This is a genomic window from Pseudooceanicola aquaeponti (assembly GCF_050897975.1).
GTDB lineage: Bacteria > Pseudomonadota > Alphaproteobacteria > Rhodobacterales > Rhodobacteraceae > Pseudooceanicola.
On the sequence record NZ_JBPAXY010000003.1, the window covers coordinates 452,472 to 474,133 of the forward strand.

Sequence of the window (21,662 nt, forward strand, 5' to 3'; positions counted from 1 at the left end):
CGTCAGGCGGTGGCCGCGCGCGAGGCGCCCGCGTCCTGCTCGGCCTGCTCGGCGCGGCGGGCGACGAAGGGCATGTCGGCCTCGATGCGGAACCCCTGCCCCGGCGCCTGGGTGACCTGCATCCGCCCCCCCACGTCCGAGACCCGCAGCCGCAGGTTACGCAAGCCGTTGCCACCCTCGCCTATCAGCGATTGCACCCGCGGCTCGGCCCGGCCGCGCCCGGCGCCCGCGCCGCCCCCCGCACCACTGTCCCAGACCGCCACGCGGAAGCCCTGATCGCCCAGGCGCAGATCGACGCCCACCAGATCGGCGCCGGAATGGCGCGCCGCATTATGCACGCTTTCGCGCAGGAAGGACCGCAGGGCATGGGCCACCCCCGCCGACAGGGCCACCTCGCCGCACTCGGGCAAGGGCCAGCGGCATCGGATCCCGTGGGCATCCAGATAGTCGCCCAGCTCGGCCCGCAGATCGGCCACCACATCGGCCATGGGCACGGCGCCGCCCTGGCCCTGGGTCAGGATGCGGCGAATGTCGGTGAAGGTCTCGCGGATCAGATCGTCCTTGTGGGCCGTCTCGGCCTGGCCCAGGGCGGCGGTCAGGCGGATGCCGATATTGTCATGCACGTCGCGGGCGATCCGCTCGCGTTCCTCGTACATGCCCGCCTCGAAGGCCTGGCGCCCCTCGACCAGTTGCTTGAGGATCGCCAGGATATCCTCGGCCTTGCGCCGGTCCTCGGGCGAAAACAGGCTGCGCCCCTGGTCCTTCCAGCGCAGCCGGAAGGCGGGCAGCGGCGGCGTGGCGGGCAGGCTCAGCGCCGCGCCCTCCTCCTCGATCCGCACGTCCAGCGCGGTCGCCCCCGGGCAAGGCTCAACCGCCAGCGGCGCGAATTCGGCCACCAGCAGATCCTTCCACAGCGCCTCTTGCCGGGCCGGATCGCGGGCCAGGGCGATGGCATCGGCGGCGCGCACCAGGGCGGTCAGGGGAAAGGCCTTGCCGCGCCGGGCGAAGAACAGCCGCGCCAGGGCGTCGCGCAGCGGCAGGTAGACCAGCAGGAAAACCACCAGCGCCGCCGCCAGCAGCGGCCGGTGATCGGAAGAGACCGAGAACACCAGAAAGGCATCCAGCAGCACCAGGATCATGCCCCCCACGACATAGTAAAGCAGCCGGAAGGACCAGCGTTCCAGGTCGAAGAAGCGGTAGCGCCGCACCGCCAGCGCCACCCCTGCGAAGACCAGCAGGAAGAGCGGGAAGGAAAAGGCCTGCGACACCGCCTCTTGCCGTCCCACCAGGGCGGGCAGCGTCGTCGTCAGCACGAAGCCCCCCGCGCCGACCACGATCCCCAGCCCGACCAGTTTCAGTGCCGCCCGCGCCAGCGGGTCGCGCCGGGCGCAGATCCATTGGGTGGCCAGCAGCGCCAGGATGCCGGTCAGGGCCAGAACGATGGGCAGATGCAGGAAAATGACGGGATTTCCGATCCCGGTCAGCACATTGACCAAAAGCGGCGCCAGCAGCAGGACCAGCGGCAGCAGGCTCAGCCGGGGCGACAGCAGGCGGCGCGGATAGGTCAGGAACAGCGCGATCAGTCCGCCCCCGAACAGCAGCGCTCCGACCGAGTTCAGCGGCGCCAGCACCTCGTAGGCGCGCTCTGTCAGGGCCAGTTCGCGACTGCTGTAAAGCGCCGCCGACAGGGCCGAAACGAAAAGGCCAAGGGCGGTCAGCGCCAGGAAGACATGGCTGGCCCGGCGCGGGTTCATCGCCCAGATCCAACCGCCGATCAGCGCCCCCGCAACCCCGGTCAGCACCTGCGCCCAGAAGCCCGCCGGCAGGTCGCCAAAGGGACGACCCGGTTGCACAGGCACCGTTTCACGCCGCGTCTGGCCGTCCTGTTGCAGCAACAGCTTTGCCACTTCGCCCGCCAGCACGGCGCGCAGCCGGTCCTGATCGGCGCGGAAGGCACGGATCAGCGCGTCATCGTTCAGCTTGTCCGGTTCTTCGATCAGCGTCTGCCGGTCCAGGGCCAGATCCGGGCCACCCGGCGCGGCGATGGCCAGCAGCCGCGCGCCCGCCAGCTCTGCCAGCTCGGGCCGATCCACCGCCACGATCCGCAGCCCCGCCCCCTGGCTGGGCACCGCAAGGTCCAGCCCCAGGGTCGGCTGCGACAGCGCCCAGAAGAGGACAGCAAAGGCCGTGGCGAGACAGGCAAGGGTAATTCCGCCCGCCAACACGAAGGGACGCGCCAATCGCATTCGGGAAGTTCCAAAAACACTAACGATCTAAAACAGCTAGCGGAGGCGCAGGGAAGGTCAAAGCACTTTCTGCATTGACCTGCGAGACAGCGCCGGACCGGGCCGCCTGTGTTGCCGGAAGGCCCCGTTCGCGCCCCTGTGGCCTGGCCCGCTCGGGCGCGCGCCCCCTGCGGCGGGGCGACGTTAGGGGGATTTTCACCCTCGCCCGCTAAGGGATCAGGGCGGGGCCCGGGGCAGATCAAAAGGCAAGGTCGATGAGATCAGTTGCGACCATCCTCTGCGGATGTCCCCTGTCCCGCCTCCGTCGCATCCGGGCGCTGCTGCCCTGCCTACTGCTGCTGCCGCTGGCGGTGCAGGCGCAACAGGCCGCGCCCGCGCCGCTGATCGCCCCCTTCACCCCCATTCCACCGCTGATGTACCTGGATGCCGAGGGCGGGCGCAGCGGCTTCTTCACCGCCCTGGCCGAAGAGGTCGCCCGCGAGGTCGACCTGCCGCTGGCCTTTCTCGACGTGCCCGATCCGCCCTCGGTGACCGCCGCCCAGGTCTCGGGGCGGACGCAGATCGTGGCCGGGATCACCCGGATCGCGCCCATGGCCGCCAGTCATGTCTATTCCGACGTGGTGGCCACCGACCGGCTGCGCTATGCCGCCCTGGTCGAGAATATCGGCCTCCTGGAACAGGGGCCGGTCACCGCAAAACGCATCGGCATCGTGCCGCCCACCCCCGGCTCCTCGGACCCCGAACTGGCCCGCAACACGCCCGTGCCCTACGCCAATGTCGAGGCCGCGCTCTTTGGCCTGCTGACCGGCGAGGTGGACGCGCTTCTGCTGCCGCCCCCGGCGGTCTTTCGCATGGCGCGCGACGCGGGCATCGACGGGCGCATCGCCTTTGGCGGCCGCACCGTGCGCGAGGTGACCCGCCATGTCGCCCTGCACCAAAGCCGCGCCGATCTGCTGCCCGCCGTCAATGCCGCCATCGCCCGGCTGGAGGCCCGCGGCGTGCTGGAGGATCTGCGCCGCCGCTTCTCGATCGAGGTCCCCCCGCCCGAGCCCGAGGTGCTGCGCGTGCTGATCGCCGATGCCCCGCCCTATGGCATCCTTGGCGCCGATGGCAGCGTTTCGGGCTATGCCGCCGATCTGTTCCGCACCCTGGCGGCGCGGGCCAGTCTGCGCTTCGAATTCGTGCCCGTCCCGCTGGAGGGGTATTTCACCCCCGATCCCGCAAGCCATTTCGACGTGATCCCCTTCGTGCTGGCCTCGGCCGAGCTGAGCCCGGGGCTGGATCTGACCCTGCCGATCGACAGCGCCCAGCTGGAGATCCTGGTGCGAGAGGAGGACACGGCGCTGACCGACTGGCAGGATCTGGCGGGCGCCCGGGTGGGCAGCTTTCCCGACACCGTCAGCATCGCCCGCGAAAGGGGCTTTGCCGCCGAGATGCGCGCCTATGACAGCGCCGAGGCCCTGGCCCGGGCCCTGCGCCAGGGCGAGATCGCGGCGATCATGGAGGTCGGGCATACCCTGGCCGGGGAAGGCCTGACCGAGCGCTTCCGCTCGATCGGCGGGCCCGAGTTCACCGTCGACAATGTGGTCGGCCTGCGCCCTGGCCTGGGCACCGCGCGCGAGCGGCTGAATGCGGTGATCCCCGGCTATCTGCTGTCGGAAGACTATGCCGCCCTGCGCCAGCACTATTTCAGCGACCCGGTCTTCTGGACGGCGGCCCGGCTCTACTATGCGCTGGCCGGGGCGGTGGCCTCGCTCTGCCTGCTGACGGCCTATCAGCTGCGCGAGCGGCAGCGCCAGCGCCAGCGCGCCTTTGCCCAGCAGGAACGCGAACTGCTGCGCGAGCAGGCCCATGCCCGCGAGCTGACGGCGCTGGTGCGGCAGCTGGAACAGGCCAACCGCGAACAGGCGGAATTCACCTATGCGATCTCGCACGATCTGAAATCGCCCGCCAATACCATCGGCCTGCTGATCGACGTGCTGGCCGAAGAAGGCGGCCTGGACGCCGAGGCCCGGGACCTGCTGGCGGACATGGCCCGCACCAACAACCACATGCGCCAGCTGGTCGATGACGTGCTGACCTATTCGCGCCTCGTCGGCGAGGAGATGGCCATCGAAGAGGTCGATCTGACGGCGCTTGTCGAGGGGATCTGCGGCGACCTGAAAAGCGCCATCGACCCGGCCGGCGCCCGGCTGGAGATCGGCAGGTTGCCGGTGATCCGGGGCAACCGGATGCAGCTGCGGATGCTGTTCCAGAACCTGATTTCCAACGCGGTGAAATTCCGCCGCCCCGACCGCGCCCCGCGCATCACCCTGCGCAGCCGCAGCGGACCCGAGGGGGTCAGCATCACCCTGGCCGACAACGGTATCGGCATTCCCGAACAGCACCGCCACAAGGTCTTTGGCCTGTTCCAGCGCCTGCATGACCAGACCACCTACGAGGGGACGGGCCTGGGCCTGACGATCTGCAAACGCGTCATGTCGAAACATGGGGGCGATATCCGCATCGGCCCGGGGATCGACGGCGGCACCGCATTCACCCTGACCTTTCCCGGAGGCCCGCCATGACACCCACGCCCAAACTGGTCTGGCTGATCGACGACAACGAGATCGACCAGCGGCTTTACAAACGCATCATCGCTCGTGCCTCGGTCGATTGGCAGGTGCAGGTCTTCACCTTCGCCGAAGACGCACTGGAAGTGCTGAAAGGCCAGCCCGACCGGCCGGTCGACCTGATCTTTCTCGACATCAACATGCCGCGCATGAACGGGTTCGAGTTCCTCGAAGCGGCCATCGCCGACCACGGTCGCGGCTTTGCGCGCGTGGTGGTGGCGATGCTGACGACCTCGCTTGACCCGGCGGACCGGCGTCGCGCGGAAAGCTATGAAGTGGTGAAAGAGTTCATCAGCAAGCCCCTGACGGTCGAGATCGTGCAGGAGGCCGACAGGCGGCTGGAGAGCGACCACTGGGCTGCGCCCCCGGGCGAGGGTCAGAGCTAGGGCCCGCGTCACGGGTGGGCGCCACAGGGCCGGACCGGCGCCCCTGCCCTCGCGGGATCAGCGGGACGGGCCTGGCATTGGTGGCATGTGCCCGCCCCTATACGTCCTCGCCCGCCGCCGGATCGCGCCACTCGGGATCGCGCGCCACCAGCTCCACGGTGTTGCCGTCGGGATCGAAGGTAAAGATCCCGCGCCATCCGACCCAGTCGAAGGTCTCGACGCTGAAGTCGTGCCCAAGCTGGCGATACCAGGCCATCACCGCCTCCTGTTCTTCCCAGGGCACCGTCAGGGCGATATGATGCAGCGAGGAGCCCGGCCCGGTGGCCGGCGGCGTGGCGCTGGCCCCGGTCTGTCCGGCGCCCGGGGTCTCGTGGCGGAACAGGGCCAGCACGGCGGTATGGCCCCCGAACCCCTCGGCGATGCGGAAAAAGGCGATCGGGGCCGCCTCGGGGTCGCGCATCGGCGCCAGGCCGATCACGTCGCGATAGAAGGCCACCATCGCGGGATAGTCGATGCAGCGGATGGCAATCTCGCCCAAGGCGCGGACGGTGAAACCTCGGGTCGTCATCTTGTCGTCTCCTTTCTGCAAGGCGTTCGGGGATCAGGCGGGGCGGATCGCCGCGCCGGGCGCCGGGCGCGGCCGGTTGGCCCGCTGCCCGGCCCAGACCGAGGCCAGCACGATCACCGCCCCCAGCCCCTGCACCGGCGTCAGGGCCTGACCCAGTACCCCCCAGCCCAGCAGGACGGCGGTGACCGGGCTCATCATGCCCAGCATCGACACGGCCCCGGGTTCGAGACGCGCCAGCCCCCGGAACCACAGCGCATAGGTGGCCGCGGCACCGATCAGGCCCAGCCAGGCCAGCCCCGCCAGGTTCAGCGCGCTGAGACCCGGCAAGGGCGGCTCCAGCAGCAGCGCCGAGGGCAGCAGGATCACCCCGCCCGCCGTCAGCTGCCAGGCGGTGAACCGCAGCGCCGAAACCGGCGGTTGCCATTTGCGGCTGAGGACGGTGCCCGCCGCCATCGAGGCCGCCGCCCCCAGCCCCGCCGCCACGCCCCAGGGATCCAGCGCCGCCTCGGGGCCAAGCAGCAGCAGCGCCACCCCCAGCACGCCAGAGGCGGCAGCGGCCACGGCGGCGCCCCGGATCGGCGTGCCCAGCCAGCCGCGTGCCATCACGATGACCATCATCGTCTGCATCGCGCCCAGGGTCGCCGCCACCCCGCCGGGCAGCCGGTAGGCGGCAACGAAGAGCAGCGCCCAGAAGAGGGCAAAGTTGAAGGCCCCCAGCACCATGACCCGCCCCAGCCAGGCGCGCGGCGGCGGCCCGCCGGTCAGCGCCAGCAGCAACAGCCCCGCCGGCAGGGCGCGCAGCGCCGCCATGGTGACCGGATAGCCCGCGGGCAGGGTTTCGGTGGTGACCAGATAGGTGCTGCCCCAGACCACGGGGGCCAGGGCGGTCAGGAAGATGTCGGTGCTGCGGGACATGGGGGTCTTTCCGAAGGTTGAACCGGGCGGCGACGGCGCCCGGGTTTACTGCGATAGCGGCGGCGCCTAGGCGGCGGCGCGGGCCAGGTCGGCCCCGGCCAGCCGGGCGGCGATCCGCGCCACATGGGCGCCCTGGAAACGCGCCCCGCTCAGCTCGGTCTCGGTGGGCGCGCGGCTGCCATCGGCGCCCGCGATCGTGCCGGCGCCATAGGGGGCGCCGCCCAGGATCTCTGCGGCGCCGGTCTGGCCCGCGAAGGTATAGGGCATCCCGGCGATCAGCATTCCGAAATGCTGAAGCGGGATCTGGGAAGACAGCAAGGTCGCCTCGTGCCCGCCGTGTTGCGAGCCGGTCGAGGCAAAGACCCCCGCCACCTTGCCGACCAGGGCATTGCGCGCCCAGAGGCCCCCGGCCTGGTCGAGGAAGGATTTCATCTGCCCCGCCATCATCCCGAAAAGGGTCGGCGTGCCGAGCAGGATCCCGTCATAGGCCTCGAGGTCGGCGGGACTGGCCAGGGCCGTGTCATCCGCGGCGAAACCGGCCTTGCGACGGATCTCTTCGGGCAGGGTCTCGGGGACGCGGCGCAGGTCTACTTGCGTGCCTGCCACGCTGCGGGCGCCCTCGGCCTCGGCCTGCGCCAGGGCGCGGACATGGCCGTAGCTGGAATAGTAAAGAACAAGAACGCGGGTCATCGGGGGGCCTCCTGGCCGTTACAGGGGATCTGCCCCCAGATGCCCCGGATCGGGCGGGCCGGGAAAGCGGGGCAAACGCATTTCACTCTTTACCCCGGTTGAAGAATGTCAGGGCCGCAGCGCCCGGCGCAGATGGTCGAGGAAGGCGGTGACCTTGGCCTCCATCCCCAGGCGCGAGGCGCTGAGCGCGTAGATCCCCGGCACAGGCAGCGTCCAGTCGGGCAGGACCGGCACCAGATCTCCCGCCGCCACCGGCCCGTCCGACAGGAAATCCGGCAGGGTCCCCAGCCCCTCGCCCGCGATCAGCAGATCGCGCAGCGCCATGCTGTTGCCGACGCGCACGGGCGGGTCCAGCTCGATCCGCACCGGCGCGCCCGGCCCCTCCAGCGCCCAGGTGGTCAGATGTTCGGCCAGCAGGAAGCCGATGATGCGATGCGCGGTCAGGTCCTTTGGGGTTTGCGGCGTACCCGCACGGGCCAGATAGGCGGGCGCGGCAAAGATCCCCTGCCGCATGGCGCCGATGCGGCGCACCCGCAGCGCGGTGTCGGGCAGTGAGGGGCGCACCCGGATCGACACGTCAAAGCCGCCCTCGACCATGTCCAGCACCCGGTCATCCAGGCTAAGCGAGACGCGCAGATCGGGATAGGCCCGCAGGAAAGCCGGCAGCATCGGCGCGATCACCACCTGGCCGAAAGAGCTGGGCGCGTTGACCTTCAGGTGGCCGCGCACCGCCCCCGCCCCCTCGCGGATCCGCGCCTCGACCGCGCCGACCGCTTCCAGGATTCCCGAAACCTCGTCGTAATATTGCTGCCCGGCCTCGGTCAGGGCCATCGACCGGGTGGTGCGCGACAGCAGGCTGGTGCCCAGGCTTTCTTCCAGCAGGCGGACCTCGCGGCTGAGCAGCGCGGGCGAGACCCCCAGATCCTCGGCCGCGCGGGCAAAGCTGCCGCGATCTACGATGCGGCGGAAGGCGTGCATGACGGAAAGCTTGTCCATAGGGGCCTGTCCCGGCGGCAGAGGTTTGCCACGCCATGATGCGCATGGAACGGGGCGAATGGCCAGAATGGCGCAGGGGAAATCCCCGGGGCGGGACATTCGCCCCCCGGGCGGCCCGTTGGCTCTCACCCCTGAGAAACCGGCGAAAACCGGCCGTAAGCGCGCGCTTATGCGCCCCTGCGTCAGCGGCGCTGCAATCGACCCAGGCGCCGGGCCGGGGCCAATGTCGCCCCAGCCCCGGGTGCTGTGCCCGGGTCCCCCGAGAGGAGACACGATCCATGAAACTGATCCTGACCACCGCCCTTTGCCTCGCCGCGCCCCTGGCCGCCTCTGCCCTTCCGGCCGTCGGCGACCAGATCGGCACCGATCCCGCCACCGCCACCACCGCGCTAGAGGCTGCGGGCTGCATGGGCCCGAAATTCGAAGCCGAGGACGGCAAGATCGAGGCCAAGTGCCACGACGCCGCCGGCGCCAGGTGGGAAATCTACATCGACCCGCAAAGCGGCGCCGTGGCCCAGGTGAAGGCCGATGACTGAGCCCGCGCAAAGGCGGGAGACGGGGCGCGCCGCCAAGGGGACGCCCCCCGATCCCTGGGATCCGCTGGTCCGCATCACCCACTGGCTGGTGGCGCTGGCGGTGCTGCTGAACGGGCTTTTGCTGAAGCCCGGGGGCACGGTGCATATCTGGCTGGGCTGGATGGTGATGGCCCTGCTGGCCACCCGCCTGGCCTGGGGGTTGATCGGCCCCGCCGAGGCCCGGTTCAGCGCCTTTCCCCCCGCCCCCCGGGCGGCGCTGGCGCATCTGCGCGACCTGTTGCGCGGCCGGGTGCGCGAACATCCCTCGCATAACCCGGCCGGGGCGCTGATGGTCTATGCCCTTTGGGCCTCACTGGGGATCGTGGTGCTGACCGGGCTGGTAATGACCGATGCCCGCAGCCCCGTCACCATCGCCGAGGAGAAGGCCGCCGTCGCCGCAGGCGACTGGTCGGTTCTTGCAAAGGCCAGCACGGAGGACGACAATGAGGGCCTGAGCGAAGCCGCCGAAGAGGTCCACGAGGTGTTTGCCAACCTGCTGCTGCTGCTGGCCGCCCTGCATGTCGCGGGCGTCGCCTTTGAAAGCCGCGTGCTGGGGCGCAACCTTGTCCGACCGATGCTGACCGGGTCCCGCCGCCGATGATCCGCGACGGAGGCGCCCGCGACGAAAGACGGCAATCCGCCGTCATGGCCCTGATCCTGCTGTTGCAGGCCACCGCCGCGATCTTCTTCGTCGGCGATGCGGTGGCCGACCTGCTGGAGGATCCCGGCGCGCCGCACAGCGTCTTCGAGAGCCTGGTCGCCCTGGCCCTGATCCTGGGGGTTCTGATGGGCATCTGGCAGCTGCGCCAGGCCCTGGCCCGGATGCGGGCCCAGGAACAGGCGCTGGACACGGCGCGCGGCTCGCTGGCCGAGGTGATCGAGGCGCAGTTCGACCGCTGGGGCCTGACGCCCGCGGAACGCGACGTGGGTCTCTTGGCGCTGAAGGGCCTCGACGTGGCCCAGATCGCCGAGATCCGCGGCGCCGCCCCCGGCACCGTGCGCGCCCAGCTGACCCGGATCTATGCCAAGGCCGGTGTCTCGGGCCGGGCGCAGTTCGCCTCGTGGTTCGTCGAGGACCTGCTGCAACCCGCCGCCCCCTCGGCCTGACAGTCGCGCCCGCGCGCCTCCTGACCCGCCCCGACTGACCGGGGCCGGTCAGCCCCGAAGCCATTTGAAAGACCCGATGATGAAACGCCTGATCCTGAGAACCCTGGGGGGGCTCTTTGCCCTGCTGCTTTTGCTGACCCTGGGCGAGGCACAGATCTTTCGCTACGGCGCCGACCGGCTGCGCGCCGCCCTCGCCCCGGCCCCGGTGACCCGCGCGGACCGGGCGCCGCCGCAGGCCCTGCTGGACGGGCTGGCCCACGACCCGGCAGCGCTGACGCTGCTGGCCGCCGGGGATGTGGCCGAATGCGCCCGCCACGATGCCCTGGGCCAGTTCTGGCCCGCTCTGACCGGCGATCTGGGCCTGCCGATCGCGAGCGACGACAGCGCCAGCCTGGCCCGAGACACCGCCACCCTGGCCGCCGCCACGCCGGGGGCGCTGGTGCTGGGGCTGGGCGATCTGGCCTATCACCGGGGCACCACGACCGAATACGAGACCTGTTTCGATCCGCTGTGGGGCGCCCTGGTGCCGCGCATGTTGCCGACCCCGGGCAACCACGATTACCGCACCATCCAGGCCACCGGCTATTATGACTACTGGCGCCAGCAGGCCGGGGCCGGCCAGGAGGGCTATTACGCGGTGCGCTGGCAGAACTGGCTGCTGCTGTCGCTGAACAGCGAAACCGATGCCGCCCCCGGCTCGGCCCAGGCTGACTGGCTCGAGGCCCAGCTGGCCGCCGCCCCAGAGGCCTGCGTGCTGGCCTATTTCCACAAACCCGCCTGGTCGCTGCGCGAACGGGTGCACAGCGAGGCCGCCCGCGCCCTCTTCGCCCGTCTGGACCGGGCCGGGGCCACGGCGGTGCTGAACGGGCACAATCATTTCTACGAACGCACCCTGCCCCTGGATCCCGAGGGCCAGCCCGCCCGCGACGGGTTGGTCGGCTTCACCATCGGCGTGGGCGGAGAGACCAGCGGCCCCGCCCCCCTGGCGCCGACCACCGCCCGGGCGATCTTTGGCGCGCCGGGCCTGCTGGAGATCACCTTGCAGGAAGACGCCCTGAGCTGGGATTTCCTGCGCGCCCCCGATGGCGCGGCGCTGGACAGCGGGCAGATCCCCTGCCGGGCCCGCGGCCCCGCGCCCGAGCGCCACGCGGCCCTGGCCGCGCGCCCGTGACAAGGCGACGGGCCGGGGAACTGCCCCCCGGCCCGCCGTCGTCGTTCTGTGCGCAGTGAACGGGCCACCGGACAGGCCGGCCGCCCGCCAGGCTTATTGCGACGCGTAGAAGGTGCCGTTGATCGGCGCGTCGAAGATCTGCTGGTCGGGGTTGTCCATGTCGTTGATCCCGCCGGACACGCCGCCGACCATCGCCTCGCCTTCCGAACCATAGAACTGGCCGTTCAGCACCACGTAGACGCGGCCCTCGTCGCCGTCATTCTCGACATCGCCCCCCAGGGTGACGTTCATGCTGCCGCTGTGGACCTCGGGGCTCAGCCCGGGGATCGCCGGAATGGTCGTCCGGGTGATCTGGTTCAACTGCCCGGGGGCGACGTTCAGCGTGCCGTTCAGCTGGGTGCTGTTGCCCGAGGCCACATCGGTGGCGACCATGTTCGAGGCCGTGCCGCTGAAGGGATCGTTGCTGCCGACGCTCCAGTCGACCTCAAGCGTCAGATCGCCCAGGATTTCCAGGTCCGAGGCGTTGGCGCCGCCCAGCAGGTCGGCATTGCCAGAGGCGCCGACCTTGAACTGGCCCTGGTAGGTGGCTTCGATCTCGGTCGGCATGTCCGAGGTCAGGGTGCGCGCGACCACCTCGTCATAGGCGTCCTCAAAAGCGGCGGACCCGCCGCCGCCGCCACCACCACCGCCGCCATTGCCGCCGCCACCGCCGCCGGATCCCGACCCCAGGCAACCGCCCAGGGTCATCACAAGCCCGAGCGCCAGTACCGGCGCGCCCCGAAATGCGTGTTTCATGATGCAATCCTTTGTCCAAATGCCGCTTTGGCATAGCCAGCGGCGGGGCCGCCGTCCCTCCCCCGGTCAAGGGAGGCGCGCCGGTCTTGCGCAACAGCGACAGCCCCGGCCCGAGGCCCCGCGCGGATCGGAACCGCGCCCTCCGCCCCGGATCGCGCCGCCCGGGGGCCCCGGGGCGGTGACGTTTGCGTGACCACCCTGTTGCATGGCTTGCCCTGTGCGGCGCGGGACGCCAAAACCGGGCCGCAAGACAAGCTGCGGACGGCGAATGCTGCGTTACCTGACCCTTTGCGCCACCCTGGCGGCGCTGCTCCTGACGGCGCTGGCGCCCTTGCAGGCCCGCGCCACCTCGGGCTGCGCCAGCAGCCCGGGGATCTCCGACGAGGTCGTCTGCCTGGCGCCGGGCCTGACCTCGGCGCCGCGCGCCCCGGCCAAAAGCCCCTGCCTGACCTGTGCCCTGCCCGGCGCCACCGCGCTGCCCGCCCGCCCCACGGGGCTGGCCGCCCTGCGGTTCGTCTATGACGTCGTCGCCACGCCGGGGCGGGCCTTGCGGCCCGACCGCAGGCCGCCGCGCGCCTGATCTCCATCCCGCTGACACGCCCCCCCGGGGGCCGACCCTTGCGCGACGCCTGCGGGCGCGCGCGGATTATGGAGACATGAAAAGATGACGACCAACACCGAAACCCTGACCAAACCCGAAACCCCGACCCTTCTGCTGCCCGTGCTGGCGCCGGTCTACCGCCTGGCCGCACCCCTGACCGAGCTGTGGCTGCGCGTCATCAGCGGCGTGGCGCTGATGGTCCATGGCTGGCCCAAGATCCAGAACCCCACAGGCGCCGCCGAAATGGTCACCGGCCTGGGCTTCGCCCCCGGCTGGCTGTGGTCGATCCTTCTGTCGGTGACCGAGTTCACCGGCGGGCTGCTGCTGGCGCTTGGCCTGCTGACGCGGCTGGCGGCGGGCGGCACCACCGTCATCCTGCTGGTGACGGTCTATTTCCACTGGATCGTGCTGGAACAGGGCTATCGCGGCGCCGAGCTGTCGCTGATCTGGTCGGCGGTCACCCTGACCTTCCTCGCCAAGGGCGGCGGCCGCTACTCGCTGGACCGGCTGATCGGGCGCGAGCTGTGATGCGGCGGCGTTCGCTGCTGACGGGGGCTGGCGCTGCGGCGCTGGCCTCCACCCTGCCGGGCGGGGCCCTGGCGGGCAACAGCCTGCCGCTTCAGGCGCCGGTCCATGTGGGCACCGTCGGGCTGCGCAGCCGGGATGCCGAGGCCCTGGCGGCCTGGTACCGCGCCGCCGTGGGCCTGCAAGAGATCCGCCGCGAGGGGGCCACGATCTGGCTGGGCGCCGGGGGCGCGCCCCTGCTGGCCCTGACCGAAGTCAGCGGGCTGACCCTGGCCGCGCCGCAAGAGGCGGGCCTTTTCCACACCGCCTTCCTGCTGCCCACACGCCGCGACCTGGCGCAGTGGATCGCCATGGCCATTGACCAGCGCCTGCCCGTGACCGGCACCGCCGATCACCGGGTCAGCGAGGCGATCTACCTGACCGACCCCGAGGGCAACGGCGTCGAGATCTACGCCGACCGCCCCCAGAACAGCTGGGACTGGGTCGGCGGCGAGGTTCAGATGGGCACCTATGCCCTGGACGTCGAGGGGATCATGGGCGCGCTCGGCCTGCTGCCACCCTCCTGGCGCGGCGCCCCTGCGGGGACCTGCATCGGCCATGTGCACCTGAAGGTGGGCGATGCGCCCCGCGCCGGGCGCTGGTGGCGCGAGACCCTGGGCTTCGACGCGGTCAGCACCCGCGACGACGCGGTCTTCCTGTCGACCGGCGGCTACCACCACCATGTGGCGGTGAACCAATGGCTCAGCGCCGGGGCCGGGCGCCGGTCGGCGCGCGAAACCGGGCTGGACTTCGTCGAGCTGCAAAGCCGCGCACCCGGTCGGGCGGGCCTCTTCGAGGACGACTGGGGCACCCGGATCCGCGTTGTCTGAGCCCCGTTGCCGCCGTTCACGACGGCGGCAACCTGCCAGAGACCGGAGCGGCAACAGCATTGCCGCTCCGGCCAGGGAGAAATCCGTTCAGATCTTGAAGACCTTGCGCGCCACGTCCTCGTAGAAGGCCTTCTTGGCGCTGTCGGGCACATCCATGTGGTCGAAGACGCCGACCTCTTCGGGCACGTATTGCCAGGGGTAGTCCATGGCATACATCATCCGGTCGACGCCGATCACCTCTTGCACGAACTTCACCGGCGGCGCCCAGCCGACGCCCGAGGAGGTGTAGTAGAAGTTGTCGATCAGATAGTCCCAGGCGCGCCGCTTCAGCGGCTGCACATTGGGATGGCGCCCGGTCTTCGAGATATGCCCGTGCATGTAGTCGATCCGGTAAAGCCAGTAGGGCAACGCCTCGCCGCAATGGCCGAGGATGATGTTCAGCTTGGGGAACCGGTCGAACAGGCCCGAGACCACCAGCCGCAGCGCGTGCAACCCCGTCTCGCAGGCAAAGCCATAGACGGCGGCATCCAGGCAGCGCGGCAGGAAGGGGTCGATCATGTCGGCGGGCGGCGTGTTGGGGTGCAGGTAGATCGGCACGTCCAGCGCCTCTGCCGCCTCGAAGAGACCCCAGTATTTCTCGTCGTCCAGATAGACCCCCAGGGTGTGCGAGTTCAGGATGCCGCCGCGCAGCCCCAGCTTGGTCACCCCGCGTTCCAGCTCCTTCTCGGCCTCGCCGATGTCGAGCGGCGAGAAGGCCGCCAGCCCCAGGAAACGGTCGGGATGGGCCGCGACGCCCTCGGCCAGCATGTCGTTGGCCATGCGCGCAAGCGCCGTGCCCTGGGCGGGCTCGAACACCTGCACCCCGGGGCTGGAAAGCGCCAGCACCGCCATGTCGATGCCTGCCGCATCCATGTCCGCCAGCCGCTCCTCGCCCAGCGAGGTGATGCGCCGGTTATGCGCCTGGGCCTTCTCGGTCTTCGACTTGCCGAAGAAGCCCCACAGGCTCTGGAACCCCGGATCGCTGATCGAGCCGTCATCCAGGCCCTTGATGTAGAGATCCTTGATCTCCTGCGGCAGCCAGGCCTCTTCGGTGGCGATCCGCTTGTAGGGCGGGTTGGGATTGCGCGGCGGGAAATCGGGATAGCGCAGGGTCATGTCGTTTGTCCTTCTTCGAGTTTTCGATCTTCAGGGGTCCGGGAAGAGGCCCCCTGCCCGCCGCCCGCGAAGCGGGTCAGCAGCCAGGCAGCCGGAAGAGAGGCCAGCGTGCCGATCAGCGCGGGCAGGCTTGCGGGGGGCAGCACGGCGGTCAGCCCGCCGATGGCCAGCGCCAGGGCCCCCACGGCCAGGCGGCGGGCCCCGCCGCCGTAGGCGCGGCGGTTGGCCAGCACCTCGGCCAGCAGGAAGCCCGCCACGGCGATGGTCACGACAGAGACGGCGATCTCCGACCAGCTGCCATGCCAGACCAGCGCCGGGTTCAGGGCGAAGACGAAGGGCAGCAGGTAGGCGGTGATCGCCAGTTTCACCCCGGTCACGCCGGTCTGCCACATGTCCGATCCGGCGATGGAGGCGGCCGAATAGCTGGCGATGGCCACCGGCGGGGTCAGCATGGACAGCAGGCCAAAGTAGAAGATGAAGAGATGGGCGCTCATCTGCTCGACCCCGGCCTTCACCAGCGCGGGCGCCAGCAGGACCGAGATCACCACATAGACGCCCGTGGTGGGCATCCCGACGCCCAGGATCACCGCAAGGGCGGCGGTGGCCGCCAAGAGCGACAGCAGGCCACCCGCGGCGGCGATCTTGCCAAGGGCCAGGGTCAGGGCGAAGCCCAGTCCGGTGACGTTGATCGTACCGATGACGATCCCCGCCACGGCGCTGACCAGGATCACCGGCACCAGCGTCTGCCCCGAGATCGCCAGGATCCGGCCCAGGAAACGGGGCGACAGCGTCTCGCGCGGGGCGCGGATCAGGTTCAGCGCCAGCGCCGCCAGGGCCGAGTAAAGCGCGGCCTTGCCCGGCCCGTAGCCCAGCACGAAAAGGAACCAGATCAGCACGCCGAGCGGGGCCAGCAGCGGCCAGGCCCCCAAGAGGGCGGCGCCGGGTTTCGGCAGGGCCTCGCGCGGCTCGCCGGCGATGCCATGGGCCACGGCGAAGCGGTCCACCTGGCGATAGAGCAGGTAGTAGTAGAAGAGCGCGGGCAGGAAGGCCGCGATCACCACGTCGCCATAGCCCACCTGAAGGAACTCGGCGATGACGAAGGCCGTCGCCCCCATGACCGGCGGCGCGATCTGCCCGCCGTTCGAGGCCACGGCCTCGATCGCGGCGGCATAGCGCGCGGGGAAGCCTGCCTTCTTCATCATCGGGATGGTGACCACCCCGGTGGACATGACATTGGCCACGGTCGAGCCCGACAGCGTGCCAAAGAGCGACGAGGCCAGGATGGCCACCTTGGCCGGGCCGCCTCGGCGGTGCCCCATCAACGACAGCGCCAGTTGGGTCATGGCATCAGACCCGCCGACGGCGGTCAGCACGACGCCGAACAGGATGAACCCCATGATCTGATTGGCCGCCACGTTCAGCACCAGCCCGGGCACGCCGTTGCTGTCGTTGTAGACATAAAGCAGGTAGCGGGCGGGCTTCAGATAGGCCCCTTCGAAAAGCCCCGGCGCCAGCCAGCCCCAGAAGCCGTAGGCCATGAAGACCACGCCCAGCACCGCCAGGACCAGGCCGCAATGGCGCCGGGTGGCCTCCAGCATCCCGGCGATGGCCAGGGCTGCGGGCACCCATTTCTCGGGCCCCCGCAGATGGGCCGTCAGCAGCCAGTCCTCATAGTTCCAGGCCAGCCAGAGCCAGCCGCCCATGGCGGCCAGGGCAAAGGCCAGGTCGGGCCAGCGCCAGCCCCCCGCAAGGGGCTTGGCCACCAGGCCCGCCAGCACCGCCAGCCCCAGCACCACGGCCAGGTATTGCTCGGTGATGACCACGGCGCCCAGGCGCCCGGGCAGATCGAGGATCCAGGCGATCCCCAGCACCGGCAAAAGCGCGGTGACGATCCGACGGCTCATGACAGCTCTCCTTCGCCGCGCTTACTGCAAGGCTGCGTCGCGGGCGGCGTTTTCCTCGGACCAGATCCCCTTCTCGGTAAAGAAGGCGACGGCGGCCGGGTGGTAGGGCACCGTGTTGGTGGGCGCGGCCATCAGATCCTGCGCGGCGGCGGCCAGCGGCGGGTAGTCCGCCTTCAGCCCCGGCAGGTCGTCATAGAGGGCCGACAGGATCGCCGTGGCATCCTCGTCCGACAGATCGGCCGAGGTGGTCAGGTAGACGTCATAGGCCGAGACGGTGACCGGATCGGTGATCTCGGGCATCCGGGGATTGGGGGCGACCTCCATCAGATAGACCCCGTTGAACAGGGCGTTGATGCCCTCGCTGGTGGCGCCCTCGCCGGTGATCGACAGATAACGGATGCCGCCGGGGATCGTGGCATGGGCCTGCTGGGTCAACGGGATCCCCACGGCCACGCCGGTGGCATCCACCGCCCCTTCGGTCAGCGCCTCCATCCCCTGGCCCAGGCCCGCGACGGTCACGCCTTCGACCTGATCCAGCGACAGCCCCCCGGCCTGAAGGATGGCGGTATTCACCCGCCCCGTGGCCGCCTGGGCCGACAGTTCGGTGATGACCCGCTTGCCCGCCAGGTCGGCGACCTCGGTCATGCCGCTGTCGGCGCGCACCACCAGGGCCTGACGCAGCGGCCAGAGCCGGGCCAGGACGCGGATGTCGGTATAGGGATCATTGCCGTATTCGCCACGGTACCAGGCGCCCGCGTCGATCGAGGAATTCAGCCCCAGGGTCACCTCGCCCGCGTCGATCAGCGGGATATAGACCGAGGACCCGGTGAAGGGCTGCACCGTCACCTGGCGTTCCAGGCTGTCTTGCAGCGCGGCGGCGATGCCCCCGCCGATGGTGTAATACAGCGTCCCCTGCGGGTTGGTGCCCAGCGTGATGCGTCCCTGGGCCTGGGCCGGTGCGGCCACGCCAATGGTAGCGGCCACCGCGCAAGCGGCAGCCATGAAACGTGCGATCATGATATCCTCCCTTGCCGGCAGCTCCTCTTCCGCCGGGAGGTCAGGTTAGCATTGATAGATTGTCCCTTTTGATGAATGTTTACGTGATATTCATGTAGGAACCTTATGAATGACCATTTCCCACCTGACCCTTCGCCAGTTGCAGGCGATCCGGGCGATCTATGACGCGGGCCAGATCTCGGCCGCCGCCGAGGCCCTGGCGGTCAGCCAGTCGGCGGCCAGCGTCCTGCTGGGCCAGGCCGAAGCGACCCTGGGCACGCGCCTTTTCGACCGCACCACGCGGCGGGTGACTCCGACCGAGGCGGTCGAGCAGATCATCGGCATCGTGAACCGCATTCTTGCCGACGTGGCCTCGATCGACGCGGTGATGACCGACCTGAAAGAGCTGGAACGCGGGGTGGTGCGCATCGCGGCCACGCCCGCCACCGGCATTGCCCTGCTGCCGCGCACGGTCGAACGCTTCCTCGCGGCCCACCCCCGGATCCAGCTGGACATGAACGACTGCGCCCCCGACCAGTTCTTCAGCCTGATCCGGGACGAGAAGGTGGATTTCGGCATCGGCATTCCGCCGGGCGACCGGGCCGATTTCGACTATCGCGTGCTGCACCACGATCCGGTCCACCTGGTCTGCCACCGCACCCATCCGCTGGCGCGGCGGCCCCAGGTGGCCTGGCGCGCGCTGGATGGCGAGCCGCTGATCCTGGCGCGGCGCAACTACGGGGTGCGCGAGCAGGTCGAGGCGACGATCCGCGCCGCCGGGGGCAACCCCAATGTGGTCAGCGAGATCGGCTTTCTCTATTCCGCCGAATGGATGGTGGCCAGCGGCATGGGCATGGCGGCCTTCCCGGCCCGGCTGGCCCAGGCGATCCGCAATCCCGAGGTGGTGGTGGTGCCGCTGGTCGATCCGGTGATCACCCGCACCATGGCGGTGATCAGCCGCCGGGGCCGCAGCCTGTCGCCCCCGGCGCAACGTTTCGTCGAACTGCTGGCGGCCGATCTGCGGTAGCCGCGCCGTCGACGGACACACGGGTCAGGCCCTGAGACGGCCGCCCTCCGCCCCGGCCGGTCCGCGCGGATCCAGCCAAAGCCGCCCCGCCCGATAGCCGCCGCGCAGAAGATACCCCTCTTCGGCGACCTCGGGGTGGCGATCGACCCAATCACGGAACCGGTCGTTGGTGACCACCCGGGCGCCCCGTTGCCGCGCCAATTGCAGGATGACCTCATCCGCCGGAGTGCCCTTCGGCACCACCCGCACCTGGCCGGGCCGCATCCCGAGACGCTTGGCCAGGGCGCCGCTGCCCTGGTAGCGACCACAGAGCTTGTATCCGGCATTGGCATCGAAGACGACAAGCGGCACCTGGCCCCGGTCCCGCAACAGCCGCACCGCCTCTTGCACGGGGCCGAGGTCCGGCCCCTGCCCTTTCCAATGCATGATGTTGGACCCATCCAGGATGACCCCGCCCCGCCGCCACGCCCCGGGCGCCCCGTCGCCGCGCAGAAGCTGCCGCAGGAGCAGGAAAAGGCTGGCCAGCGTGCAGGGCCCGGCCAGCAACAGCCAATCCGAAAGCCCCGGCACCAGCAGCGCCGCCAGAAGGCCCGCCGTGGACAGGGCCAAAATGATGATGAGTGCGAACATGCCGGACCCTCCCCCTCGCCCGATGAAACGCCGCAACGGGCAAAGGTGCAACCGACATTGGCGGTTCGGCGGCAGACGAAGACGGAAAACACGTCCAGGGGGGCGGCCCCCGGAGGCATTCCGATGCGCCAAGGGATCTCCCCCCGACGGCAGCATCCTCCCGAGGGCCGACACAGTGGACGGGACCCGGAAACACGCGACACCGGCGCCCCTTGCCGCGCCCGAAGGCCCTGGGCCCCGGCCCGCCCATCAGTTGCGAAAAACACAACAGTTGGCCCTATCTTTGAAATTTCCGGACGTATCCCCCTCTGCTAAGCTTTCGGCATTGATAGGGAGGAACATCATGAACACTAAGCTCTGGCGCGCCCTGCGTGCCGCGGGCGTGCTGGCCGTGTGCGCAGCCGGCGCCCCCGCCCTTGCCGGCCCCGACGACGACACCCTGCGCGTCGCCATGGCCGAGGAAATCCTGAACCTCGACTACAACTACACCACCAAACGCGAATACATCATCCTGGCGCAGCTGACCGATGCGACGCTGTTCGACCTGGATCCGGAAACGCAGGAATTCAAACCCGCCATCGCCACCGGCTATACTTGGGTCGACGATGCGACGCTGGACGTGACCCTGCGCGATGACGTGACCTTCCACGACGGCACCCCGCTAACGGCGGCCGATGTGGCCTATAGCTACAACTGGATCGCCAACCCCGAAAGCGAGTCCAACGCAACCGGCGTGGTCGACCGCTGGCTGGACACCGCCGAGGTCCTCAGCCCCACCTCGGTCCGCTTCCACCTGAAGTCGGTCTATCCGCTGGTGCTGCGCGACATGGCCAACCGGATCATGATCCGCAAGGACGGCACCTATGGCAGCGGCGCCGAGATCGACCGCGACGCCATGGCCAGCGCCCTGATCGGCACCGGCCCCTACAGGGTCACCAGCTTCGAACCGGGGACCGAGCTTGTGCTGGAACGTTATGACGGCTTCTTCGGCGCGGCCCCCGCGATCGAGAGCATCGTGGTGCGCAACATCCCCGATATCGGCACCCAACAGGCAGAGCTGATGTCGGGTGGTATCGACTGGATGTTCAAGGTGCCGCTGGACCTGGCGGAAAGCCTGGGCGCCACACCCATGGCCACCCATCTGTCCGGTCCCGACCTGCGCGTCGGCTTCCTGGTGCTGGATGCCAACGGCTATACCGATCCCGAAGGGGCGCTGACCGATGTCCGTGTGCGTCAGGCGATCAACCACGCGCTGAACACCGCTGAGATGGCGCAATACCTGATCGGCGGCTCGGCCGAGGCGATCCACACCGCCTGCCACCCGGCGCAGTTCGGCTGCGACCAGTCCGTCACGGCCTATGACTACGACCCCGAGAAGGCCAAGGCCCTGCTGGCCGAGGCGGGCTTCGCCGATGGTTTCCCGCTGGAGCTGTGGGCCTATCGCGACAAGCCGGTGGCAGAGGCCGTGGCCTCCGACCTGACCGCCGTGGGCATCGACGTGGACCTGCGCTACGTGAAGCTGGAAAGCCTCAACCAGGCCCGCGCCGCGCGCGAGATCCCGGCCTATTTCGGCACCTGGGGCTCTGGCGGCACAGCGGATACCGCCGCCATCGCCCGGATCCACTTTGATGCCGAGTCGGATCGCAACATGTCCGGCGACCAGGATCTGGCCGATCTTGTCCTGTCGGCAGAACAGACCGCCGATCAGGAGAAGCGCAAGGAGATCTACTCCGAGGCCATCGGGCATATCGCCGATCAGGCCTATTGGGCGCCGCTCTTCTCCTACGCGGCCAACTACCTGGTCTCGCCCGATCTCGACTTCCCGCTGGACCCCGACGGGCTGCCCCGGTTGCAGAACTCGAGCTGGAAATGACCTGACGGTGGGGGCCTTCCC

General features: G+C 69.8%; 21 protein-coding genes. 11 read left to right on the plus strand and 10 right to left on the minus strand.

What is annotated here, in order from left to right; genetic code table 11:
* Window positions 1-2 precede the first annotated feature (2 nt).
* Window positions 3-2,246 (minus strand): sensor histidine kinase, encoded by a 2,244-nt coding sequence (locus ACRARE_RS08820; protein ID WP_432656060.1) that lies wholly within the window; start codon window positions 2,244-2,246, stop codon window positions 3-5.
* Between the two features lie 254 nt (window positions 2,247-2,500).
* On the opposite strand from ACRARE_RS08820, the gene ACRARE_RS08825 reads away from it, so the two are divergent.
* Both ACRARE_RS08825 and ACRARE_RS08830 read left to right on the plus strand, forming a co-directional pair.
* Window positions 2,501-4,813, plus strand: a complete 2,313-nt coding sequence (locus ACRARE_RS08825) for an ATP-binding protein (RefSeq protein ID WP_432656061.1) — start codon at window positions 2,501-2,503, stop codon at window positions 4,811-4,813.
* Window positions 4,810-5,244, plus strand: a complete 435-nt coding sequence (locus ACRARE_RS08830) for a response regulator (protein ID WP_432656062.1) — start codon at window positions 4,810-4,812, stop codon at window positions 5,242-5,244. The genes ACRARE_RS08825 and ACRARE_RS08830 overlap by 4 nt, the downstream gene beginning before the upstream one ends.
* A 97-nt stretch (window positions 5,245-5,341) precedes the next feature.
* On the opposite strand, the gene ACRARE_RS08835 is transcribed toward ACRARE_RS08830, so the two are convergent.
* The 4 genes from ACRARE_RS08835 to ACRARE_RS08850 all read right to left on the minus strand — a co-directional run bounded on the left by ACRARE_RS08835 (window position 5,342) and on the right by ACRARE_RS08850 (window position 8,413).
* Window positions 5,342-5,812, minus strand: a complete 471-nt coding sequence (locus tag ACRARE_RS08835) for a VOC family protein (RefSeq protein ID WP_432656063.1) — start codon at window positions 5,810-5,812, stop codon at window positions 5,342-5,344.
* Window positions 5,813-5,845: 33 nt separating this feature from the next.
* On the minus strand, window positions 5,846-6,727 hold the full coding sequence (locus ACRARE_RS08840; RefSeq protein ID WP_432656064.1) for an EamA family transporter: 882 nt from the start codon (window positions 6,725-6,727) through the stop codon (window positions 5,846-5,848).
* Window positions 6,728-6,793: 66 nt separating this feature from the next.
* Entirely contained in the window at window positions 6,794-7,417 is a 624-nt protein-coding gene (wrbA, locus tag ACRARE_RS08845; protein ID WP_432656065.1) for an NAD(P)H:quinone oxidoreductase, read from the minus strand.
* Window positions 7,418-7,525: 108 nt separating this feature from the next.
* Window positions 7,526-8,413 carry a LysR family transcriptional regulator gene (locus ACRARE_RS08850; RefSeq protein WP_432656066.1) on the minus strand — a complete coding sequence of 296 codons (888 nt, stop codon included), beginning with the start codon at window positions 8,411-8,413 and terminating at the stop codon, window positions 7,526-7,528.
* A 278-nt stretch (window positions 8,414-8,691) separates the two neighbouring features.
* Between ACRARE_RS08850 and ACRARE_RS08855 the strand changes: the two genes are divergently transcribed.
* From ACRARE_RS08855 to ACRARE_RS08870, 4 genes are all read left to right on the plus strand, one after another.
* On the plus strand, window positions 8,692-8,949 hold the full coding sequence (locus ACRARE_RS08855) for a PepSY domain-containing protein (protein ID WP_432656067.1): 258 nt from the start codon (window positions 8,692-8,694) through the stop codon (window positions 8,947-8,949).
* Entirely contained in the window at window positions 8,942-9,589 is a 648-nt protein-coding gene (locus ACRARE_RS08860; protein WP_432656068.1) for a cytochrome b/b6 domain-containing protein, read from the plus strand. The genes ACRARE_RS08855 and ACRARE_RS08860 overlap by 8 nt, the downstream gene beginning before the upstream one ends.
* Window positions 9,586-10,095, plus strand: a complete 510-nt coding sequence (locus tag ACRARE_RS08865; RefSeq protein ID WP_432656069.1) for a helix-turn-helix transcriptional regulator — start codon at window positions 9,586-9,588, stop codon at window positions 10,093-10,095. The genes ACRARE_RS08860 and ACRARE_RS08865 overlap by 4 nt, the downstream gene beginning before the upstream one ends.
* A gap of 79 nt (window positions 10,096-10,174) precedes the next feature.
* The gene (locus ACRARE_RS08870; protein ID WP_432656070.1) at window positions 10,175-11,266 is read left to right on the plus strand and encodes a metallophosphoesterase family protein; all 1,092 of its coding nucleotides are present in this window, start codon (window positions 10,175-10,177) and stop codon (window positions 11,264-11,266) included.
* Between the two features lie 93 nt (window positions 11,267-11,359).
* Here the strand turns inward: ACRARE_RS08870 and ACRARE_RS08875 are convergent, their stop codons facing one another.
* A complete protein-coding gene (locus ACRARE_RS08875; protein WP_432656071.1) occupies window positions 11,360-12,061 on the minus strand; it encodes a hypothetical protein in 702 nt (233 codons plus the stop codon).
* Window positions 12,062-12,329: 268 nt separating this feature from the next.
* Between ACRARE_RS08875 and ACRARE_RS08880 the strand changes: the two genes are divergently transcribed.
* From ACRARE_RS08880 to ACRARE_RS08890, 3 genes are all read left to right on the plus strand, one after another.
* A complete protein-coding gene (locus ACRARE_RS08880) occupies window positions 12,330-12,641 on the plus strand; it encodes a hypothetical protein (RefSeq protein ID WP_432656072.1) in 312 nt (103 codons plus the stop codon).
* 84 nt (window positions 12,642-12,725) lie between these two features.
* Complete coding sequence (locus ACRARE_RS08885) at window positions 12,726-13,190, plus strand: DoxX family protein (RefSeq protein WP_432656073.1); 465 nt, start codon at window positions 12,726-12,728, stop codon at window positions 13,188-13,190.
* Window positions 13,190-14,056: a VOC family protein gene (locus ACRARE_RS08890; protein WP_432656074.1), complete on the plus strand. Its 867-nt coding sequence runs from the start codon at window positions 13,190-13,192 to the stop codon at window positions 14,054-14,056. The genes ACRARE_RS08885 and ACRARE_RS08890 overlap by 1 nt, the downstream gene beginning before the upstream one ends.
* Window positions 14,057-14,143: 87 nt before the next feature.
* Here ACRARE_RS08890 and ACRARE_RS08895 read toward each other — a convergent pair whose 3' ends face one another.
* From ACRARE_RS08895 to ACRARE_RS08905, 3 genes are read right to left on the minus strand one after another with little or no spacing between them, the layout of a single operon-like run.
* Complete coding sequence (locus ACRARE_RS08895) at window positions 14,144-15,211, minus strand: amidohydrolase family protein (RefSeq protein ID WP_432656075.1); 1,068 nt, start codon at window positions 15,209-15,211, stop codon at window positions 14,144-14,146.
* On the minus strand, window positions 15,208-17,115 hold the full coding sequence (locus tag ACRARE_RS08900; RefSeq protein ID WP_432656076.1) for a TRAP transporter permease: 1,908 nt from the start codon (window positions 17,113-17,115) through the stop codon (window positions 15,208-15,210). Before ACRARE_RS08900 ends, ACRARE_RS08895 begins: the two co-directional genes overlap by 4 nt.
* 21 nt (window positions 17,116-17,136) lie before the next feature.
* Window positions 17,137-18,132, minus strand: coding sequence for a TAXI family TRAP transporter solute-binding subunit (locus ACRARE_RS08905; protein WP_432656077.1), 996 nt, complete (start codon window positions 18,130-18,132; stop codon window positions 17,137-17,139).
* Window positions 18,133-18,241: 109 nt separating this feature from the next.
* Between ACRARE_RS08905 and ACRARE_RS08910 the strand changes: the two genes are divergently transcribed.
* Entirely contained in the window at window positions 18,242-19,138 is an 897-nt protein-coding gene (locus ACRARE_RS08910) for a LysR family transcriptional regulator (protein ID WP_432656078.1), read from the plus strand.
* Window positions 19,139-19,162: 24 nt separating this feature from the next.
* On the opposite strand, the gene ACRARE_RS08915 is transcribed toward ACRARE_RS08910, so the two are convergent.
* Window positions 19,163-19,768 (minus strand): NYN domain-containing protein, encoded by a 606-nt coding sequence (locus ACRARE_RS08915; RefSeq protein ID WP_432656079.1) that lies wholly within the window; start codon window positions 19,766-19,768, stop codon window positions 19,163-19,165.
* Between the two features lie 343 nt (window positions 19,769-20,111).
* Here ACRARE_RS08915 and ACRARE_RS08920 point away from each other — a divergent pair, with 343 nt between their 5' ends.
* Window positions 20,112-21,641, plus strand: a complete 1,530-nt coding sequence (locus ACRARE_RS08920; protein ID WP_432656080.1) for an ABC transporter substrate-binding protein — start codon at window positions 20,112-20,114, stop codon at window positions 21,639-21,641.
* The last annotated feature ends 21 nt before the right edge of the window (window positions 21,642-21,662 follow it).

Coding starts and splice junctions, on each gene's coding strand:
- ACRARE_RS08820 (WP_432656060.1), bottom strand. CDS start 2,246: ATGCGATTGGCGCGTCCCTTCGTGTTGGCGGGCGGAATTACCCTTGCC.
- ACRARE_RS08825 (WP_432656061.1), top strand. CDS start 2,501: ATGAGATCAGTTGCGACCATCCTCTGCGGATGTCCCCTGTCCCGCCTC.
- ACRARE_RS08830 (WP_432656062.1), top strand. CDS start 4,810: ATGACACCCACGCCCAAACTGGTCTGGCTGATCGACGACAACGAGATC.
- ACRARE_RS08835 (WP_432656063.1), bottom strand. CDS start 5,812: ATGACGACCCGAGGTTTCACCGTCCGCGCCTTGGGCGAGATTGCCATC.
- ACRARE_RS08840 (WP_432656064.1), bottom strand. CDS start 6,727: ATGTCCCGCAGCACCGACATCTTCCTGACCGCCCTGGCCCCCGTGGTC.
- wrbA (WP_432656065.1), bottom strand. CDS start 7,417: ATGACCCGCGTTCTTGTTCTTTACTATTCCAGCTACGGCCATGTCCGC.
- ACRARE_RS08850 (WP_432656066.1), bottom strand. CDS start 8,413: ATGGACAAGCTTTCCGTCATGCACGCCTTCCGCCGCATCGTAGATCGC.
- ACRARE_RS08855 (WP_432656067.1), top strand. CDS start 8,692: ATGAAACTGATCCTGACCACCGCCCTTTGCCTCGCCGCGCCCCTGGCC.
- ACRARE_RS08860 (WP_432656068.1), top strand. CDS start 8,942: ATGACTGAGCCCGCGCAAAGGCGGGAGACGGGGCGCGCCGCCAAGGGG.
- ACRARE_RS08865 (WP_432656069.1), top strand. CDS start 9,586: ATGATCCGCGACGGAGGCGCCCGCGACGAAAGACGGCAATCCGCCGTC.
- ACRARE_RS08870 (WP_432656070.1), top strand. CDS start 10,175: ATGAAACGCCTGATCCTGAGAACCCTGGGGGGGCTCTTTGCCCTGCTG.
- ACRARE_RS08875 (WP_432656071.1), bottom strand. CDS start 12,061: ATGAAACACGCATTTCGGGGCGCGCCGGTACTGGCGCTCGGGCTTGTG.
- ACRARE_RS08880 (WP_432656072.1), top strand. CDS start 12,330: ATGCTGCGTTACCTGACCCTTTGCGCCACCCTGGCGGCGCTGCTCCTG.
- ACRARE_RS08885 (WP_432656073.1), top strand. CDS start 12,726: ATGACGACCAACACCGAAACCCTGACCAAACCCGAAACCCCGACCCTT.
- ACRARE_RS08890 (WP_432656074.1), top strand. CDS start 13,190: ATGCGGCGGCGTTCGCTGCTGACGGGGGCTGGCGCTGCGGCGCTGGCC.
- ACRARE_RS08895 (WP_432656075.1), bottom strand. CDS start 15,211: ATGACCCTGCGCTATCCCGATTTCCCGCCGCGCAATCCCAACCCGCCC.
- ACRARE_RS08900 (WP_432656076.1), bottom strand. CDS start 17,115: ATGAGCCGTCGGATCGTCACCGCGCTTTTGCCGGTGCTGGGGATCGCC.
- ACRARE_RS08905 (WP_432656077.1), bottom strand. CDS start 18,132: ATGATCGCACGTTTCATGGCTGCCGCTTGCGCGGTGGCCGCTACCATT.
- ACRARE_RS08910 (WP_432656078.1), top strand. CDS start 18,242: ATGACCATTTCCCACCTGACCCTTCGCCAGTTGCAGGCGATCCGGGCG.
- ACRARE_RS08915 (WP_432656079.1), bottom strand. CDS start 19,768: ATGTTCGCACTCATCATCATTTTGGCCCTGTCCACGGCGGGCCTTCTG.
- ACRARE_RS08920 (WP_432656080.1), top strand. CDS start 20,112: ATGAACACTAAGCTCTGGCGCGCCCTGCGTGCCGCGGGCGTGCTGGCC.